Annotated in this window: 17 protein-coding genes; 15 read left to right on the top strand and 2 right to left on the bottom strand. The window is 65.8% G+C overall.

Translation table 11 applies throughout. The features are described from left to right. Window positions 1-77 precede the first annotated feature (77 nt). Window positions 78-1,220 carry an IS5 family transposase gene (locus PSV23_RS10410; protein WP_300468608.1) on the top strand — a complete coding sequence of 381 codons (1,143 nt, stop codon included), beginning with the start codon at window positions 78-80 and terminating at the stop codon, window positions 1,218-1,220. A 312-nt stretch (window positions 1,221-1,532) separates the two neighbouring features. Here PSV23_RS10410 and PSV23_RS10405 read toward each other — a convergent pair whose 3' ends face one another. Beyond that, the gene (locus PSV23_RS10405) at window positions 1,533-1,889 is read right to left on the bottom strand and encodes a helix-turn-helix transcriptional regulator (RefSeq protein WP_300468606.1); all 357 of its coding nucleotides are present in this window, start codon (window positions 1,887-1,889) and stop codon (window positions 1,533-1,535) included. Further along, on the bottom strand, window positions 1,886-2,236 hold the full coding sequence (locus tag PSV23_RS10400) for a type II toxin-antitoxin system RelE/ParE family toxin (RefSeq protein ID WP_300468604.1): 351 nt from the start codon (window positions 2,234-2,236) through the stop codon (window positions 1,886-1,888). Before PSV23_RS10400 ends, PSV23_RS10405 begins: the two co-directional genes overlap by 4 nt. Here PSV23_RS10400 and PSV23_RS10395 point away from each other — a divergent pair. The 14 genes from PSV23_RS10395 (at window position 2,213) to PSV23_RS10330 (ending at window position 17,718) form a co-directional block, all read left to right on the top strand. Further along, window positions 2,213-2,488, top strand: coding sequence for a PLP-dependent transferase (locus tag PSV23_RS10395; protein ID WP_366524238.1), 276 nt, complete (start codon window positions 2,213-2,215; stop codon window positions 2,486-2,488). The genes PSV23_RS10400 and PSV23_RS10395 overlap by 24 nt on opposite strands. A gap of 171 nt (window positions 2,489-2,659) precedes the next feature. Further along, on the top strand, window positions 2,660-3,133 hold the full coding sequence (locus PSV23_RS10390; RefSeq protein ID WP_300468602.1) for a chemotaxis protein CheW: 474 nt from the start codon (window positions 2,660-2,662) through the stop codon (window positions 3,131-3,133). Further along, on the top strand, window positions 3,130-4,635 hold the full coding sequence (locus PSV23_RS10385; protein WP_300468600.1) for a protein-glutamate O-methyltransferase CheR: 1,506 nt from the start codon (window positions 3,130-3,132) through the stop codon (window positions 4,633-4,635). The genes PSV23_RS10390 and PSV23_RS10385 overlap by 4 nt, the downstream gene beginning before the upstream one ends. Beyond that, complete coding sequence (locus tag PSV23_RS10380) at window positions 4,596-5,171, top strand: chemotaxis protein CheW (RefSeq protein WP_300468598.1); 576 nt, start codon at window positions 4,596-4,598, stop codon at window positions 5,169-5,171. Before PSV23_RS10385 ends, PSV23_RS10380 begins: the two co-directional genes overlap by 40 nt. 3 nt (window positions 5,172-5,174) lie before the next feature. Beyond that, entirely contained in the window at window positions 5,175-6,644 is a 1,470-nt protein-coding gene (locus PSV23_RS10375) for a CHASE3 domain-containing protein (protein ID WP_300468595.1), read from the top strand. A 4-nt stretch (window positions 6,645-6,648) separates the two neighbouring features. Then, window positions 6,649-8,670, top strand: coding sequence for a response regulator (locus PSV23_RS10370; protein WP_300468593.1), 2,022 nt, complete (start codon window positions 6,649-6,651; stop codon window positions 8,668-8,670). Window positions 8,671-8,673: 3 nt separating this feature from the next. Further along, the gene (gene cheB / locus PSV23_RS10365) at window positions 8,674-9,741 is read left to right on the top strand and encodes a chemotaxis-specific protein-glutamate methyltransferase CheB (RefSeq protein WP_300468591.1); all 1,068 of its coding nucleotides are present in this window, start codon (window positions 8,674-8,676) and stop codon (window positions 9,739-9,741) included. Window positions 9,742-9,749: 8 nt separating this feature from the next. Continuing rightward, entirely contained in the window at window positions 9,750-11,732 is a 1,983-nt protein-coding gene (locus PSV23_RS10360) for a response regulator (RefSeq protein WP_300468589.1), read from the top strand. Then, window positions 11,729-12,169 carry a response regulator gene (locus PSV23_RS10355; protein ID WP_300468587.1) on the top strand — a complete coding sequence of 147 codons (441 nt, stop codon included), beginning with the start codon at window positions 11,729-11,731 and terminating at the stop codon, window positions 12,167-12,169. The genes PSV23_RS10360 and PSV23_RS10355 overlap by 4 nt, the downstream gene beginning before the upstream one ends. A gap of 27 nt (window positions 12,170-12,196) precedes the next feature. Beyond that, window positions 12,197-13,756 (top strand): response regulator, encoded by a 1,560-nt coding sequence (locus PSV23_RS10350; protein ID WP_300468585.1) that lies wholly within the window; start codon window positions 12,197-12,199, stop codon window positions 13,754-13,756. Between the two features lie 329 nt (window positions 13,757-14,085). Further along, the gene (locus PSV23_RS10345; protein ID WP_300468584.1) at window positions 14,086-14,274 is read left to right on the top strand and encodes a hypothetical protein; all 189 of its coding nucleotides are present in this window, start codon (window positions 14,086-14,088) and stop codon (window positions 14,272-14,274) included. 496 nt (window positions 14,275-14,770) lie between these two features. After that, window positions 14,771-15,184 (top strand): response regulator, encoded by a 414-nt coding sequence (locus PSV23_RS10340; RefSeq protein WP_300468583.1) that lies wholly within the window; start codon window positions 14,771-14,773, stop codon window positions 15,182-15,184. A gap of 45 nt (window positions 15,185-15,229) precedes the next feature. Next, window positions 15,230-16,402, top strand: coding sequence for a hypothetical protein (locus tag PSV23_RS10335; RefSeq protein ID WP_300468582.1), 1,173 nt, complete (start codon window positions 15,230-15,232; stop codon window positions 16,400-16,402). 23 nt (window positions 16,403-16,425) lie between these two features. Further along, window positions 16,426-17,718, top strand: a complete 1,293-nt coding sequence (locus PSV23_RS10330; RefSeq protein WP_300468581.1) for a hypothetical protein — start codon at window positions 16,426-16,428, stop codon at window positions 17,716-17,718. The last annotated feature ends 176 nt before the right edge of the window (window positions 17,719-17,894 follow it).

The raw sequence follows: 17,894 nt of genomic DNA, 5'->3' as shown, positions 1-17,894 counted from the left end.
CAGGCTGTTGAAGAAGTCGGTAGCGGAGCCGGACTCGGCATGATTCACTTCGTCAGGCGGCAGCTTGAGGGCGTGGGATGCGTGGATCGGACGGGCGGACGGGGTCGTTGTTCTCGTATGTTGATCTGGAGGCTCGGGTGCGGCGGGACCATCCGCTGCGGCCGATCCGTCAGATCGCCGACGCGGCTCTTTTGGACCTGAGCGAGGACTTTGCGGCGTTGTATCCGCCGCGACTGGGGCGGCCGTCCGTGCCGCCGGAGCGGCTGCTTCGGGCGATGCTGCTGCAGGCCTTCTACGGCATCCGCTCGGAGCGTCAGCTGATGGAGCGGATGGAGTTCGACCTGCTGTTCCGCTGGTTCGTGGGTCTGGGAGTGGACGATGCGGCCTGGGATCATTCCAGCTTCAGCACCAACCGCGACCGGCTACTGGCGGGAGAGATCGCCGCCAAGTTCCTGCGCGCGGTGCTGGCCCAGCCGCGGGTGAAGCGGCTGATCTCATCGGACCACTTCTCGGTGGACGGCACACTGCTCGAAGCCTGGGCCTCGCTGAAGAGCTTCCGCAGGACCGACGGGAGCGACAATGATCCGGATGGGCCCGGCCGCAACGCCGAGCGCGGCTTCCACAAGGAGAAGCGCTCCAACGAGACCCACCGCAGCACCACCGATCCCGAGGCCCGGCTCTACAGGAAGGGCGACGGCCAGCCGGCCAGGCTCTGCTACCTGGGCCATGCCTTGATGGAGAACCGCCACGGCCTGGCGGTGGACGGCGGCGTGACCCTGGCCACCGGCACGGCCGAGCGCGAGGCGGCGCTGGCGATGCTCGACCGAAGGCCGCGCCGGCGCCGGATCACCCTGGGTGCCGACAAGGCCGGAGCCTGTCCTCGGGCCAGCCGGAGGCTGGACCCGGGGGACGTCGAGGCCTTCATCGGCGACCTGCGCAAGCGCCGCGTCACCCCGCACGTCGCCGTCAACGACCACCTGACCAAGACCGGCAAGCGTCGCAAAAGCGCCGTCGGCCCACGCACCATGCGCCACGCTGGCTACGCGATCAGCCAGCGCTGCCGCAAGCGCATCGAGGAGGTGTTCGGCTGGATGAAGAGCGCGGCCGGTCTTGCGAGGATCAAGCTGCGAGGCCGCGCCAAGGTCGATGCCGCCTTCACTCTGGGCCTGGCGGCCTACAACCTGATCCGCCTGCCCAAGCTCCTGGCGGCCCCGGCATGAGCGTCCTGGGCAGGTGGCGCATCGTCGAGATGCGAGATCAAACCGACGATCATCCCCACCGCGACAACGATCACAGCGCCAGCCGGACCAAAGGACCGCTCGGCGGACCCACCACAGGCCAAATCTGCCCGCATCGCACTAACGAAGACAACTTCATCGCCCGCCGAGAAACTTCTTCAACAGCCTGCTAGGGCCGGTTGTTAGATTTCGAAATAGCTGCGACTGACCCCACAGCACGGGATTCAGGCCAAAACCAGTTGCGACTATTCGATCCGACGTTCGAAATAGGTGCGACTACCCTCACCGGGATCCTCAGACCGATCCGATAGCCCGGACGCTCTTGGCGACGGGCTTGTCGCCGTGAAGGTCGATGGCCATTGATGGCCGATCTGGAAATTCGACCATCAATCGCAGCTCGCCGCCGAGTGCGCGGATGTGTCGGCGCAGCGTCGAAACGAGCGCGTCATCGCCGTGTTCCAGCTTGGATACCCGATCCTGCGATGTTCCCATGGCGGCGGCGACCTCGACTTGGGTGCGCTTTACCGCCTCCCGGACCTCCCGGAGCGTGACTTCGCGGATGAGCTCCTCTCCGCGAGCTTCGCCGGCTTCCTGAACGGTCTTGGGTTGCCGTGCGATCCAGTCGTCAGCGTCGATGGTGCGATAGGTCATTTCAGCGCCTCCAAATGTTGATCGAAGCGGGCGTCAGCCCGCTTGATGAGTCCCTTGTAGAAACGGCCCGAACTGACGCCTGACTTGTCCCCGCCAACCAGCAGGATAGCGGCTCGTTCGGGGTCGAACGCGAAGGCGATGCGCCACACACCACCATCGGCGCGAAAACGCAGTTCCTTCATGTTCGCGTGCTTGGAGCCACTCAGGGTGTCAACAGCGGGCCGACCGAGGCTGGGTCCAAGATGCTCAAGCAACCTGATCCCCGCGATCAACTCGACACGCACGGCTTCTGACAGAGCATCCGCCTCGGGCGCGAAGTCGGCGTGGAACTGAACTCTCCAAGTCATGGCGATATATGGCGCATAGTGAATATTCTGTCAAATGCATGTTTTGAATCGAGGCCGTATGTCGCGCGGTATCCGGCCCGCCAATTCAAAAACTTCGAGTTGGGGGCTGAACTCGATCGAATAACGGAAGTGATAAGCGACCGAACGCGGGTGGTCTTCTTCGAGACCCCAACCAATCCCAACATGGAAATTATCGATATCGCCGCAGTGGCACGGGTTGCCAATGCGTGTGGGTCGAGGACCGCGCCGTGATTGGGCTCTCGGCCCACACCTCGAATAATTCGGTGAAGGCGTTGTCGGTCGGTCAACCAGCGAGGGGCCGGTGTCGCGCTATACCGGAGAATTATAGTGTTGGACGGAAGGCATTTTTGCGTTCAATTCAAAGAATCAGGCAAAAAGTCGTAGCGACGGTCGTAGGCGAAAATGCCGGTCAACGTTGCTGACACCAACTCCAAGAATTGGCTGGTATGCCGGTTGGATTCACGGCTGTACGCATTGCCGCTTGAAAATGTGATCGAGACGATGCGCCCGCTTCCGATCGAGCCGCTGGCGCGGTCCGCGGAATTTGTACTTGGACTGTGCATCCATCGGGGAATTCCCGCGCCGGTGTTCGACACGGGGCTGATTTTCGGAGAGCGATTGGCTCAACCCAAGCGGTTCGTGGCGATCAGGATCGGAAGCCAGGTGGTCGTGATGGCGTTCGACGAGGTCATCGGTCTCCGTTCGATCGGGCTGGACGCCGGCGCGGAATTGCCGCCGTTGCTGCGGGACGCCGACAGCGACACCGTGGGCGCGATCGGGGTCCTCGACGCCGAACTCCTCATGTTCCTGAACACCGCCCGGATCGTGCCCGAAGGCCTGCTCGAGAGCATCGACGCCCAGGGCACAGTCCCATGATCGGGCTTACCGCGCCCCGTGATATCGAGCGGTTCTCGGAAACCATCACGCGCCGGCTGGGCCTTCAGTTCGAAGACGCCAAGCTCGGCTTCCTGGCCGAAGTCCTGCAGCGTCGGCTCGAGGCCCGGGGCGGGTCGGTGGCGGCCTATCTGCGGATGCTGGACTCCGACGCGGCGGAAGCCGAGCTCGGGTGCCTCGCTCGCGAGCTCACGGTCGGGGAGACCTACTTCTTCCGCAACAGCGAACAGTTCCTCGCGCTGGCCGAGGTCGCGCTGCCGGACCGTATGCGCGTTCAAGGCGCGGCTGGCGCGCTGCGCATCCTCAGCGCGGCCTGCGCCTCGGGCGAGGAGCCCTATTCGATCGCGGCGGTCGTGCGGGAGACCATCGCGGACCCGTCGTGGCGCGTCTCCATCCGGGCGGTGGACGTCAACCCGGCCGCGCTGGAGAAGGCCCGCCGCGCGCGCTACTCGACCTGGGCGCTGAGGGAAACCACCCCGGAGGCGCGGGCCAAATTGTTCCGCCAGGAGGGCCGCGAGGTGATCCTCGACGAAACGGTGCGGCGGGCTGTCGATTTCGAGATCAGGAACCTCGCGGTCGACGACGACGACCTGTGGCGGCCGGACGTTTACGACGTGGTCTTCTGCCGCAATGTCCTGATGTATTTCTCGCCGGAGCAGGCCCGCGCCACGATCGCGCGCATCGCTCGTTCCCTGGCTCCGGGCGGCTACCTCTTCCTGGGCCATGCCGAGACGCTGCGCGGCATTTCGGACGCCTTCCACCTGCGGCATACGCACGGCACCTTCTACTACGAACGCAAGGACGAGATCGAACCCGCCGTCGCGCGCGAGCCCTATTTCCCGGCCGGGTCGATCGCGCCCGCCACGCGCATCGAGACCTTCAACGAAGCCTGGTTCGACACCATTCGCCAGGCCAGCGAGCGGGTCGAGGCGCTCAGCGCCCAGAGCGCCGCCCGGCCACGCCGCACGCCGACGCGCGCGGCGTGGGATCTCGGCCCGGCGCTCGACCTGATGCGCCGGGAACGCTTCACCGAATCGCTCGCCTCGATGCGCCAGCTTCCGCCCGAATCCGATGGCGACCCTGACGCGCTCCTGCTGCAGGCGATGCTGCTCGCGCACGGCGGCGCCTTCTCCGAGGCGGAGGCGGTGTGCCAGCGGCTGCTCGCGATCGACGAGCTGAACGGGGGTGCCCACTATGCGCTCGCGCTGTGCCGCGAAGGCGTGGCCGACCGCGAAGGCGCGGCCGAACACGACCGAGTGGCGGTGTATCTGGATCCAGCCTTCGCCATGCCCCGGCTGCATCTGGGGCTGCTCGCGCGCCATGCCGGGGACCGCGCCGCCGCGCGCCGGGAACTGGCGCAGGCCCTGGTCCTGCTCAAGCGCGAGGACGCCTCCCGATTGCTGCTGTTCGCCGGCGGCTTCAACCGCGAGGCGCTGGTCGCGTTGTGCAGATCGGCGCTGCTGGCCTGTGGCGGGCAGCCATGAGCGAGGCGACCTCAGGCCTGACAGGACGCGCCGAAGACCTGAAGCTGGCGTTCGACCGGGCCTTCGCCGAGCCGCGGCGGGGCGATGCGACGCCGATGGAGAACCTGATCGGGTTCAGCCTGGCGTCGGAACCCTATGCGCTGCGGCTGTCCGAGATCGGCGGCGTGTTCGTCGACCGGAAAGTCACCCGGGCGCCCAGCGGCGTCGTCGCCCTGCTGGGCTTCGCTGGATTCCGCGGCGCGATCGTACCGGTCTACGACCTTCGCGTGCTGCTGGGCCGCGGCGCGTCCGAGGCGCCCCGCTGGCTGGCGATCGCGTCGGGTGCCTCGGTGGCGTTCGCCCTCGAGATCTTCGAAGGCCATTTGCGGGTCCCGCGCGCGGCGATCATGGCCCGTGAGGGTGAGACCCAATCCCAGCGCCTGGTGCGCGAGGTCGCGTCGGTGGACGGGCTGGTCCGGCCGCTCGTGCACCTTCCATCCGTCATCGAAACCATCCTGAACCAGAGACCCGGATCCAATGCGGCAGAGGAGCAATGAGTGATGTTTAATAGCTGGACATTCGGCAGAAGGTTGGCTGTGGGGTTCGGCCTGGCTGGCCTTGTTCTCCTGGTAATCGCCTTCGTCAGCTTCCGGAACACCACCGACCTGGTGGAGAACAATGGCCTCGTCGGCCACAGTCTCCAGGTCGACGCCAAGCTCGGCGGCCTGCTCACGGAACTCGTTGACGCGGAAACCGGCCAGCGCGGCTTCATCATCACAGGCGACGAAAACTATTTGGCTCCGTATCAGGCGGCGCTCGGCACGATTCTCACCACGCAGGAGGAATTGCGCCAGCTCACCGCCGACAATCCAGGCCAGCAGAGACGGCTGGAGACCCTGTCGCTTGTGATCGACCAACGTCTGAGCAGTATGAAAACAGGAATCGACCTCCGACGCGCCGAGGGCTTCGCGTCGGCGGCCGGGTTTATGTCGACCAACGTCGGCAAGGCAGAGATGGACCAGGCGCGTGCGCTTATCGCGGAGATCAGAGACGTCACAGCTCAGCTGGTCGCCCGCCGAACCCAAAAGGTCGAAGAGAGCGCGCGATGGGCGACGACGATCACCGTCTGGGGCGGCCTGGCGGGGGTTGTCTTGGTGGCGGTGATCGGCTGGTTTATCACCCGCTCCCTGTCGCAGCAGATCGGCTCGGCCGTCGGGGAGGTCGAGAGTTCGTCGACGGAACTGCAGGCGGCAGCTACCCAGCAGGCGACGGGGGCCAAGGAACAGTCAGCGGCGACCAGCGAGATCACCACCACCATAAGCGAGCTCCTGGCCACCTCGCGGCAGATTGCGGAAAGCGCGCAGAGGGTGGCGCAGATCGCCGGCCAGACCGCCGTGGCCGCCCACTCCGGCCAGGGGATGGTCGATCTGACCCGCGAGTCGATGGCGGGTATCCGCCGCCAGGTCGACCAGATCGTCGCCGACATGCTCGAACTGGGCAAGAAGTCCCAGGAAATCGGGGCCGTGCTGGACATCGTCTCCGAGCTCGCCGAGCAGACCAACATCCTGGCGATCAACGCCACCATCGAGGCGGTGGGCGCGGGCGAGGCCGGCCTACGCTTCGGCGTCGTCGCCGACGAGATCCGCAAACTGGCCGACCGGGTCGGCGGCTCGACCAAGGAGATCCGCACGCTGATCGACGACGTGCGCAGCGCGGTGAACACCACAGTGATGGCGACGGAGACCGGATCGAAGGCCGTGGATGCGGGATCACGCCAGTTCGGCGACGTCAGCGTGGCCTTTAACGATATCTCGGGCCTGGTCACCACCACGACCGAGGCGGCGCGGGAGATCGAGCTTTCGACCAAGCAGCAGACCACCGCAGTCGAACAGGTGAATATCGCCATCGTCAACGTCGCCCAGGCCTCGAAGGAAACCGAAGCCAGTTCCGGACAAGTGCTGGCTACGGCGTCACAGCTGGCGGCGCTCTCCAAGCAGCTGATGCGGATCGTCCACCCGAAGGCCGCCTAGGACCATGGCGCCGGACCCCTACAGATATTTCCGGCTCGAGGCGCGCGAACTGCTGGACCAGTTCAGCGAGGCGGTTCTGGCCCTCGAGAGGGGCGGTAGAGCCGCGCCGGCGGTCCAGCGTTTGCTGCGTCTGGCGCACACGCTCAAGGGCGCGGCGCGGGTCGTCAAACTGGGCGAGATCGCCGACCACAGCCACGCCATTGAGGACGAGCTGGCCGCCTTCCGCGAGGCGGAGGAAGCCGTGCCGCGCGAGCGAATCCAGGCGGTTCTACAGCGTCTCGAAGAGATCCGCGGCCAGCTTGGGGCGCTGACGCCGGCTGAGCACGCGGACGCGACGGTCCCCGCCCTCGACTCGCCCGACGAAGAGCTCCGCACGATCAGGACCAACATCGCCGAGATGGACGCGCTGCTGGCAGGCGTGTCGGAAACCCACACCCTGCTGAACGGCCTGCGGCCGGCCGCCCAGGCGATGGAGCGGGGCCAGCACCTGTCCGATCTTTTGCTGGAGCAGCTGGCGTCGCGTGGCGCCGCGCCTGACCGGGCGCACGCGACGGCCGAGGCGCTGTGGGACTGCTTCAGCGGCGTCGAGCGCAGCCTCGGTACGGCGATCGACCAGATGGATCGGGAGCTGCGGCAACTGCGCCAGGCAGCCGAGCAACTGCGCCTGGTTTCGGCGGGCGATCTCTTTGGCGTGCTCGAACGGACGGCGCGCGATACCGCCCAGGCCCTAGGCAAGCAGGTGATCTTCGTGGGCGTGGGCGGTGGTATCCGCCTGGACGCCTATGTGCTGGGGACGATCCAGCGAGCGCTGGTGCAGATCGTGCGCAACGCGGTGGCCCACGGCGTCGAGTCCGAGACCGAGCGCCGCGCCGTCGGCAAGCCCGCGGCCGGTCGCGTGACGATCGAGGTCTCCAGGCGCGGCCGTCAGATCGTCTTCGAATGCCGCGACGATGGGCGCGGGGTGGACCTGGAGGCGGTCCGGCGCATCGCCACCCAGCGCGGATTGCTGAACGCCCGGGCGACTCGGCTGGGCGCCGAGGACCTGATCCGGCTGCTGATGCGCGGCGGCATCACCACATCCGAGGCAGTGACCGAAACCTCAGGCCGCGGCGTCGGCCTGGACGTGGTCCGCGAGGCTGTCGAGAAACTGTCGGGCGTCGTCGTCGTGCGCACGGAATCAGGCGCCGGTGCGGCGTTCGAGCTCGTCGTCCCGCTGTCGCTCGCCGCCGTCGAGGTTCTGTTGGTCGAAGCCGGCGCTTCGGTCGCGGCGATCCCCTTCGACGCCGTGCGCCGCTCGATGCTGGTGGCCGGGAGCGAGATCACCCATACCGCCGCCGGCGCCACCATCGTCCACGACAAGGTCGCGATCCCCTTCGTTCCTCTGCCCAAGGCGCTGCATGGCCTGTCGTCCCCGCGCGGGCGCAGCTGGCCGGCCGTGGTCGTGGCCGGTGACGGCGGCTTGGCGGCGGTCGGCGTCGATCGCCTGCTCGGCTCCGCCAAGGTGGTCATGCGGCCGCTCCCCGAACTGGCGCTCGCCAGCTCCATCGTGGCGGGTGCTTCGCTCGACGCCGAAGGTAATCCGCAGTTGGTGCTGGACCCCGACGGTCTTGTGGCCAAGGCTCGCCAAGGGGACCTCGCGGGGACGGAACCTACGGCCAGCCGCCTTCCCGTGCTGATCATCGACGACTCGCTGACCACCCGCATGCTGGAGCAGAGCATCCTCGAATCGGCCGGTTACGAGGTCGAGCTCGCCACCTCGGGCGAAGAGGCCCTCGAGTTCGCGCGCCGCAAGAGCTACGCCCTGTTCCTGGTCGATGTGGAAATGCCGGGCATAGACGGTTTCACCTTCGTCGAGCGCATCCGGCTCGATCCGGTGCTGCATGACATCCCGGCGATCCTGGTCACGTCGCGCAACGCGCCCGAAGACCTCCAGCGCGGTCGCGACGCCGGCGCCCAGGGCTATATCGTCAAGAGCCAGTTTGATCAGGCCGAACTCCTGACGATGATCCGTCGGCTGGTGGGATAGGTGATGGCCAAGCTCCGCGTTCTGGTGGTCGAAGACTCGCTGACGGTGCGAAAGCACATCGCCGCGACCCTGTCGGCCGATCCGGGGATCGAGGTGGTTGGCGAGGCCGAGGACGGCCGGCAGGCGATAGAGCTTTGCCTGGCGCGCCGGCCGGACGTGATCACCATGGACATGATGTTGCCGGTGATGAGCGGCCTGGCCGCCACCGAATACATCATGGCCCACTGTCCGACGCCGATCCTGGTGGTGTCGTCGTCGATCAATCGCGGCGAACTGTTCAAGACCTACGACGCCCTGGCGGCGGGCGCTGTCGACGTGTTCGACAAGGGCGGCGCCGCCGAGCCGGATGGAGCGTGGGAACGCAATCTCGTCTCGGCGACCAAGCTGGTCGCGAAGATCCGCGTCATCACCCATCCTCGCGGCCGGCTGATGTCGCTCGACCGGCCGCCTCGCCCGTCGCCGGCGACGCCCTCCGGCGCCGCGCGACCAAAACGCCGGCGCGAGGTGGTCGCCATCGGGGCCTCGACCGGCGGCCCCGCCGCGATCGTCGAGGTGCTGCGCGGCCTGCCGGCCTCGTTCAACCTGCCGGTGCTGTTCGTCCTGCACATCAACGAGCCGTTCGGGATGGCGTTCGCGGACTGGCTGGACGGGCAGACGCCGCGGCGGGTGGCCCTGGCCAAGGACGGCGACAGCGTCGCGTCGGCGGCCGGCCGCGTGGTCATGGCGCCGGCCGGCCACCACCTCGTCGTGTGCGACCGGCGCCTGCGGCTGACGGGCGATCCCGAGCGGCACTCGTGCCGGCCGTCGATCGACGTGCTGTTCGAATCCGTGGCCCACGAATATGGCTCGGGGGCCGCCGCGGGGCTGCTGACCGGAATGGGCAAGGACGGTGCCGCCGGCCTGCTTGAGATCCGCAAGGCCGGGGGCCTCACCATCGCCCAGGACGAGGCGACCTCCGTCATCTATGGCATGCCGCACGAGGCGGTCCTACTGGGCGCCGCCGATCGGATCCTTCCGCTCGGGGAGATCGGCCCCGAACTCGCCGCCGAGAGCAGCGAGGCTCGCCGATGAACCGGGCCGTGCTCGTCGTCGACGACAGCCTGACCGTCAGGATGAGCCTCGTGGAGATGCTTGAGGCGGCGGATTTTCCCGTGGTGGCCTGCGCCACCGGGGCGGAGGCGCGCAAGGCGCTGTCCGAAACGCGATTCGCCTTGGCTATCCTGGACATCCTGCTGCCGGACACCGACGGCATCGAACTGCTCAAGGAAATTCGCGCGAATCCGTCCGCCGCCGGCACGGCGGTGATGCTGCTGACGACCGAGACCGAAGTGCGTGACCGAATCCGTGGCCTGAAGACCGGTGCCGACGAATACATCGGCAAGCCCTATGACCCCAGCTACGTCGTGGCGCGCGCGCACGAACTGGTCCGACGCGGGCAGGACACTGGCGCGGCCGCGGAGGAAACCGTGCTGATCGTCGATGACAGCATCACCTTCCGCGAGGCGCTCAAGGCCGTCCTGCTGGAGGCCGGTTACCGCGTGGCCGTCGCGAGCACCGGCGAGAAGGGGCTGCGCCAGGCGGCGCATGTGCGGCCCGCCGCCATGATCGTGGATGGCGATCTCCCGGGCATCGATGGCGGCACGGTCATTCAACGCATTCGGCTCGACGCGGCGCTGCGACGCATACCCTGCCTGCTGTTGACCGCGTCCGACGAGCGCGACGCGGAGGTGAAGGCGCTCGAAGCCGGCGCTGACGCCTTCGTCCGTAAGGCCGACGACTTCGCGGTGATCCTGGCCAAGCTCAAGGCGATGCTGCGCAGCGCGGGCGTGCAGGTCCCGGATCGGGACACCGCCAGCCTCCTTGGGCCGAAGAAGATCCTCGCCGTCGACGACAGTGAAACCTACCTCCAGGCGCTCGCAGACGCGTTGCCGCAGGACGGTTACGACGTCGTGCTGGCGCGTTCGGGCGAGGAGGCGCTGGAACTGCTCGCGGTGCAGCCGGTCGATTGCATCCTCCTGGACCTGATGATGCCCGGTCTCGGCGGTCTGGAGACCTGCCGTAGGCTGAAGTCCATCGTCATCCTGCGCGACATTCCCGTCATCATGCTGACCGCCGCCGAGGACCGCGAGACGATGATCGAAGGCCTTGGCGCGGGGGCCGATGACTTCATCTCCAAATCGAGCGATTTCGCCGTCCTGCACGCCCGCGTCGGCGCCCAGCTGCGGCGCAAGCAGTTCGAGGACGAGAACCGATTGTTCCGTGAACAGCTGCTGGAGAAAGAGCTTGAGGCGACGGAGGCGCGTTCCGCCAAGGAAGTCGCCGAGGTGCGCGCGGCCCTGGTCGAGGAACTGGAGCTGAAGAACAAGGAGCTGGACGCTTTCAGCTATTCGGTCGCGCACGATCTGCGCGCGCCGCTCCGCAGCATCGACGGTTTCAGCCAGGCGCTGCTGGAGGACTATGCCGACAAGCTCGACGATATGGGCCAGCAGTACCTGCGCTATGTCAGGGAATCGGCCCAGCAGATGGCGGAGCTGATCGACAACCTGCTCGATCTGTCGCGCATCACGCGCAGAGAACTGGTGCGCGGCCCCCTGGATCTGACGTCCATCGCCCATGAGGTGACCGGGCGGCTCAGGCGGCAGAACCCTAAGCAGGCTGTCAGCGTGGTGATCGCCGACGGGCTCTTGGGGGAAGGAGACGCCCGTCTGTTGACAGTGGTGTTCGAAAACCTGCTCGGCAACGCTTGGAAATTCAGTAGCAAACGGGCGGACGCGACGATCGAGGTCGGCGTCGTCGATCGCAACGCGCGCCGCGCCTTCTTCGTGCGCGACAACGGGGCCGGGTTCGACATGGCCTACGCCGCCAAGCTGTTCGGCGTTTTCCAGCGCTTGCATTCCTCGGCCGAGTTCGAGGGCACCGGCATCGGGCTGGCGACGGTGCAGCGTATCATTCACCGTCATGGCGGCCGGGTCTGGGCCGAAGGCGAAGTCGGCTGCGGCGCGACCTTCTTCTTCACCCTGGAAGGCGGCCACCCCCGTGCTCATGGAGGCCACGAGGCATGAGAGAAAAAGTCATCCTGCTCGTCGAGGACAACCCGAAGGACGAGGCGCTGATGCTGCGGGCTCTGCAGAAGGGCAATATCCTCAATACGGTGATCGTCGCGCACGATGGCGTCGAAGCGCTCGACTATCTTTTCTCGGCGGCCACCGACGGGACCTTAAAGCCGCTGCCGGAACTGGTGCTGCTCGACCTGAAGATGCCCAAGATCGACGGCCTCGAGGTGCTGAAGCACATCCGCGCCGACGAGCGCACACGGTTTTTGCCAGTGGTCATCCTCACAACCTCCTCCGAGGACCAGGACCGGCTGAACGGCTACCGGCTCGGGGCCAACAGCTACGTCCGCAAGCCGGTGGACTTCGTCCAGTTCTCCGAAGCGGTCGGCCAGCTGGGCCTGTATTGGCTCGTCCTGAACGAGCCGCCGCCTCACGTCGGTGGATGACCGGAGGCGTTTGAGAGGTAGGACCGTATGGGACAGCAGCTTCGTGTACTGATCGTCGAGGACAATGATCGGGACGCCGCCCTTTTGCTGCGCGAGCTGAAGCGCGGCGGCTACGACCTGTCCTTCGAGCGGGTCGATACGCCCGAGGCTATGGGCGCGGCGCTCGCCAACCAGTCCTGGGATATGGTGATCTCGGACTATTCCATGCCTCGCTTCAGCGCGCCGGCCGCGCTCGATCTTGTGCGCGAGGCGCGGCTGGATCTGCCGTTCATCATCGTCTCGGGAACTGTCGGTGAAGACGTTGCGGTCGAGTCCATGCGAGCCGGCGCGTGCGACTTCATGCCCAAGGGCCAGTTCATCCGTCTGCTTCCGGCCATCGAGCGTGAGCTGCGTGAGGCGGCGCTGCGCGCCGACCACCGGGTGGTCGAGGATCATCTGCGGCAGGCCCAGAAGGTCGAAGCGCTCGGCCAGCTGACAGGCGGTATCGCCCACGACTTCAACAACCTCCTGGGCGTGATCATCGGCAATCTCGACATGCTGATCGAGATGCTGCGCGGCGATCCGATCCAGGCCGAACTGGCTGACGATGCCTTGAACGCAGCGCTGCGCGGCGCGGAATTGACCAACCGCCTCCTCGTCGTCGCCCGTCAGCAACCGTTTTCGACCCGCGTCATCGACTTGAATGAACGCCTGCCGGGGATGGTGGCGGTGCTGCAGCGCACGCTGGGCGTGGACATCCATATAAACACGTCCCTGGCCGACAGTTTATGGGCGGCGCGGGCTGACCCTTCGCAAGTTGAAAACACGCTCCTCAACCTGGCGATCAACGCCCGTGACGCCATGCCGGACGGCGGCTCCCTGACCATAGAAACAGCGAATGTGGTGGTGGAGCACAGTTTCGCGGCGGCGCTCTCCGAAATTACTCCTGGCGACTATGTGTTGCTGTCGGTGACCGACACCGGCGTCGGCATGCCGCCAGAGGTCATCGCTCGCGCGACCGAACCCTTCTTCACCACAAAGCCGGAGGGCAAGGGCACCGGCCTTGGGCTGAGCATGATCTACGGCTTCGCCAAACAGTCCGACGGGCATTTGAGCATCTACAGCGAGGTGGGTCTGGGCACGACCGTCCGGCTTTATCTACCCAAGGCGGGAACCGAGGACGCCGATAACGTCGGCAAGGCCGCGGCGTCGGACCGCGGCGACCTCGTCCGGGGCGGCGAGTTGATTCTGGTGGTCGATGACAATTCCGAGCTTCTCCGGATGGCGGTGCGCCGGCTGACCGGTCTTGGCTACAAATGCCAGGAAGCGGAGAACGGCCCGACCGCGCTGGCAATCCTCGATTCGGGGGAGCGTTTCGACCTGCTCTTTACCGACATCGGCCTGCCTGACGGTATTTCGGGCTATGCACTGGCGAAATTGGCGGAACAACGTCAGCCCTCGCTGAAAGTTCTTTTTACCACGGGTTACGCCAAGGTGCAGAACCCCGATGGTGACGATCCGCAGAGATCGACGCATATGCTGCGCAAGCCGTATCGTGGCGATGAACTCGCGGAGAAGGTGCGAGCCATTCTGGATTCGACGGCCTGAGACGGCTTGGTCGACGGCGGCCTGCCGTCGCAGGGTTGCTGAGCCATAGAGTTGAGGGGATCAACGCTGCGGCAGTGCTCCGGTCGTCGCGAAAGAAGCGTCAAACGAGCCGGCTCATGCGCACACCCTCTGCTGCGGTCGGGCGGTGACGGGGCGGATGGCCGCTTGGTGCGTGCGCATGAACGTTAGCGGGGTGTGAACCATTCCATGTCCAAATGAGAAGAGTTATTCACAGAGCGGCCTGACCCATAATGCCGTCCGACGTCTTGCCAAAAGCCAGCTCCGCAGTGGCGCCAGCCCGCCGCATCCGTTGTTTGCGGGCCTAATTGATGGTGCTCAGGCGCTTTTGGGCAACCAGAAGCGCCGCGCCCATCAAGATGGTGGGGCTCGGCGACGACGGCTACAGGGTCTTGTTCGGCTTGCCCGACGCGTACTCCCGCCGGATCCGTACGATCGTCTCCACCATCGATATCTCCGATCCCGATCATCTGGAGGAAAACCTTGGCCATCGCGCCTAATCCATCGAAATGGTGGGGCCCTGTTGCACGCCTATCCACACAATTTTCGTGGTGGAGGACGATGACTCCGTCAGAAATTATGTGGAAATCATTCTGGTTCGTTTGGGCTACCGCGTGATCGTCGCGTCCGACGGGCCAGGCGCTCTGGCCCGCCTGCCCGAGACGCCAAACTTCGACATGTTTTCACCGAAGTCGTCATGCCGGGGGGCATGAACGGACGACAATTGGCAGAGGCTGTCTGCCTCCAAAGACCAGATGTGCGGATTCTATTCACATCGGCATACACCGAGACCGCCATCGTCCACCATGGCAGGCTCGGCCGGAGCGTTCACCTGCTCTCCAAGTCCTACCCGCGCGGGGCCTTGGCGGCGAAGATCCGACACGTTCTGGACAAAATCCGCGACCCCGAATATCTGGCCGAAAAGCGCCAATATTTTGGTAAAACTTTTCCTGTGCTACACTTTAACTTGGCCGACTCTCGTGGAGCATCCTCCGAATGGACCAACTGACTGATCCTCTTTACGGCAAGATCATTCTGATCATTGAAGACGATCCCACCCTGCTCAGGACCTTGTGCCACGGGTTCCGCGTCTCTGGCTGCCAAGTGTTGCCGGCGCAGGACGGCGAAGAAGGCTTGGCCAAATTCGACCGGCTGCGGCCCGATATCGTCGTCACGGACATCCTCATGCCGAACCGTGAGGGTGTAGAGACCATTCTGACGATGAAGAAAAGAGCGCCTGACGTCAAGATTCTCGCCATTTCCGGCGGTGGCGTTCTGGGGGCCACCACGGTCCTTGACCTTGCGCATCGGCTAGGCGCTGATGCTGTCCTCACCAAGCCGTTTCGTTCGGGGGAGGTCTTGGACGTCGTCAGGCGGCTGATCGCGCCGGCCGCTTCCGCGGACGATTAACGCCTCGTGGCGTCACAGGCGAGCGCCCCAGGAAGGGGGCATCTGATGCTTAACTACAAGACCTCAGGCAGGGTCCTGCCGACCAGCTCTCTCCCTGTCCCGATTCTTCCTGGAGACGCGGTTGCCGGCGGTTTAGCGGTCTGCGCGCGCGCCGTCGAGGCTGACGGGGCTCTGCTGGAGGACGTGGACGCCCAGAAAGGTGTGGCGCTCTGGGCCGGAGCACCGAGCGCCGTGGAATGCTCCAGCGACTTCCGCCACGCCCCCGCAGCCCACGGGGGCCAGTGTCCGGCCGCTGTGCCGGCGTCGTTCTTTCCGGCCGACATCCTTCAGGCGTTCGGTTTCATTCCCGTCGCGGCCTGGTCCTCTGAGGCTTTGGCGATTGACCAGCGGCGCTACCGCCTGACGCTCGTCTGGCGACAGCCGCCACCCGGTTCGCTGAGTCTATTGGAGACGGCAGCGGTCGTGCGTGCCTTGCTGGAGGCTGATCGGGACCGTGATTGCCTCAGCGCCCTTCGTGCGCGCCTTCTGGCAGTCAGTCGCGTCGCCATTCTTGGAAAGGTGGCGGCAGCCGCAGGCCACGACTTCAACAACCTGCTTGGGAGGATCATAGGATCCGCTGAACTGGTGCTGGACCGGGTGACCGGCGATGCGGAAGCCTGCGCGGAACTCGAATTGCTCATGTCCACCGCCGAACAAGGCGCCGGCGTCGTTCGGCGGCTATCGGTGCTGGCCGGACTGCCGATTGCCGAGCTCGAACCTTTCGACGTGTCGCAACTGTTGCGGGACTACGCCGCTCGGCAGACGGGGCTGAGAATGGCGAAGGACTGCTCCTCCGTGGTTGTTCACGCCGATCCGGTAATCGTATCCGCCATGGTGATGGCTGTGGTCCAGGACGCTCTCGACAGGGGCGCCGCCCGCATAGACATGTCTGCGGCGCACCTGCCGGGTCAGAGCGAGGCGGAGATTACCATTCGGGACGACGGGCAGGTGCCGGGGCCCGCTCCGGTCTTGCCGCTTTCCGATCGCTTCTTCACCACCGGGCCAATCCTCATGTCCGGCCTCGGGCCCGAATTCCTGCGCGCGGCGATGGCCGAAACCCTCGGCAGGGCGGAGGTCTCGACTACTTCAGGGATAGGCGTCACCGTCCGGCTCATCCTGCCCGGCCCCGTTACAGACCTGTCCTCCCAACCCGCACCGGCTCCGGACACGGCCCCTTAAGCTTCCCACCCTAACGTGCTGTCATGCTCGCCCCCGCCTCAAGCTCCATAACGGATATGCTGCGTCACACCGGCGCGAACGACGCAGCCGCCGAGGGCTTGGTCCACATCGTCAGCGTCACCGCGGTCAGGGATGCCGTGGGTGAGCGCTGGGGGCGGCACCAGTCGCTGGTAGAGGATTTCGTTCTGCGCGCTTTCGCGCGAAACGGTCGTGAGGACGATTTCATCGTCCCGGTCAACGACACCGACTTTCTGCTGATTCAGCCGGGGCGCACCCCGATGGCTGCACTCAGCCGTTCCTCCCAATTATTGCGCGAGACGCTCACCTTCTTCCTCGGCACCGTCGAGGCCGAGAATATCAACATCTCCGTGGTCGACCGGATTGGCGAGCAGGGGCTGGAGACCACTCGGGCGTCCGCCGAACAGATCGCGAGGGCCGCCCAGGAACGGCCCCTCGATCTGGCCCAGAGCTTCGACGGATCCGCCCCTTGGGAGCGGTTTGGAGTGCCCCGTCCGCCCCGCAAGGCGGTAACGATCCGCCGGCCGGACGGGGCGGACATCCAGACGGTGTTCTATCTCGAGCCGGTCTGGCATGTGGCGCGGGGCGCTGTAGTCTCCTTTCTGGTGCGAACGGTCTGCGTGCAGAGAACGCCGGACGGCGCCAGCGAGCCTTGCGACACTGGGGAACTGGCCCCGGGCGCCGCTGCGGCGCTCACCATCCAGCGCCTCGTGTTCGTTCGCGAACTCCTCGGATCGGAAGCGGCCCCCGGGCTGGCGATCGTGGTCCACGTGCCGATATCAATGACCTGCCTGTCCTACTCCGGAACCCGAACGTCGGTGCTCAGCGAACTGCGGCGATTGGTGGAGGGCGAGCAGCGGCACAAGCTCATCATCGAATTGGACCATGTTCCCGACGCCTTGCCACAAAGCCGCCTGTCTGAGGCTCTCGCTCAGGTACGGCCCTATGCCCGGGCCGTGCTGGTTCGGGTCGGAACGCTGAACTGCGATCTCGGCTCCTGGGCGAGAACGGGAGCGATGGGCGTGGTTCACGACCTCGAAGCCGCAGGCGCGGCTCGAGCCGAAAAGGAGACGTTGAAACAGTTAGCCGTGTTTGTCATGCGGGCACAGGCTGCGGGCCTGTCGGCAGGCCTTTATGGCGTGCGCTCCAGAAGTCTCGTCATCGGCGCCTGGGGCGCAGGCGTCAAACACTTGTCCGGCGACTACATCGTGAGCCGATTGGGCAATGAGCCGGTGGCCCAGAGATTCGAGATCGCCGACCTGTACAGGGCCAGAGCGGACCAGCGTAACGCCTCGTGACCGAGCGACGCTGGTGGGACGGAAGGCGATCCACGCCATTCTCGACAACTACGCCACCCACAAACACCCCAAGATGATCGCATGGCTGACAAACGCGTTCAGCCCGTGACGTGATGGTGTGGACGACCTCCACCTAACCAGCTTTTCTGGATCGGTCGTCATCAGGGACGTCATGT

The sequence above is a fragment of the Brevundimonas sp. genome, assembly GCF_029946145.1.
Lineage (GTDB): Bacteria > Pseudomonadota > Alphaproteobacteria > Caulobacterales > Caulobacteraceae > Brevundimonas.
This window is presented reverse-complemented; position numbering and strand designations above follow the sequence as displayed.

What these genes read in the sequence shown, in the direction of transcription:
- PSV23_RS10410 (WP_300468608.1), top strand. Translation starts at nt 78, where the DNA reads ATGCGTGGATCGGACGGGCGGACGGGGTCGTTGTTCTCGTATGTTGAT.
- PSV23_RS10405 (WP_300468606.1), bottom strand. Translation starts at nt 1,889, where the DNA reads ATGACCTATCGCACCATCGACGCTGACGACTGGATCGCACGGCAACCC.
- PSV23_RS10400 (WP_300468604.1), bottom strand. Translation starts at nt 2,236, where the DNA reads ATGACTTGGAGAGTTCAGTTCCACGCCGACTTCGCGCCCGAGGCGGAT.
- PSV23_RS10390 (WP_300468602.1), top strand. Translation starts at nt 2,660, where the DNA reads ATGCCGGTCAACGTTGCTGACACCAACTCCAAGAATTGGCTGGTATGC.
- PSV23_RS10385 (WP_300468600.1), top strand. Translation starts at nt 3,130, where the DNA reads ATGATCGGGCTTACCGCGCCCCGTGATATCGAGCGGTTCTCGGAAACC.
- PSV23_RS10375 (WP_300468595.1), top strand. Translation starts at nt 5,175, where the DNA reads ATGTTTAATAGCTGGACATTCGGCAGAAGGTTGGCTGTGGGGTTCGGC.
- PSV23_RS10370 (WP_300468593.1), top strand. Translation starts at nt 6,649, where the DNA reads ATGGCGCCGGACCCCTACAGATATTTCCGGCTCGAGGCGCGCGAACTG.
- cheB (WP_300468591.1), top strand. Translation starts at nt 8,674, where the DNA reads ATGGCCAAGCTCCGCGTTCTGGTGGTCGAAGACTCGCTGACGGTGCGA.
- PSV23_RS10355 (WP_300468587.1), top strand. Translation starts at nt 11,729, where the DNA reads ATGAGAGAAAAAGTCATCCTGCTCGTCGAGGACAACCCGAAGGACGAG.
- PSV23_RS10350 (WP_300468585.1), top strand. Translation starts at nt 12,197, where the DNA reads ATGGGACAGCAGCTTCGTGTACTGATCGTCGAGGACAATGATCGGGAC.
- PSV23_RS10345 (WP_300468584.1), top strand. Translation starts at nt 14,086, where the DNA reads ATGGTGCTCAGGCGCTTTTGGGCAACCAGAAGCGCCGCGCCCATCAAG.
- PSV23_RS10340 (WP_300468583.1), top strand. Translation starts at nt 14,771, where the DNA reads ATGGACCAACTGACTGATCCTCTTTACGGCAAGATCATTCTGATCATT.
- PSV23_RS10335 (WP_300468582.1), top strand. Translation starts at nt 15,230, where the DNA reads ATGCTTAACTACAAGACCTCAGGCAGGGTCCTGCCGACCAGCTCTCTC.
- PSV23_RS10330 (WP_300468581.1), top strand. Translation starts at nt 16,426, where the DNA reads ATGCTCGCCCCCGCCTCAAGCTCCATAACGGATATGCTGCGTCACACC.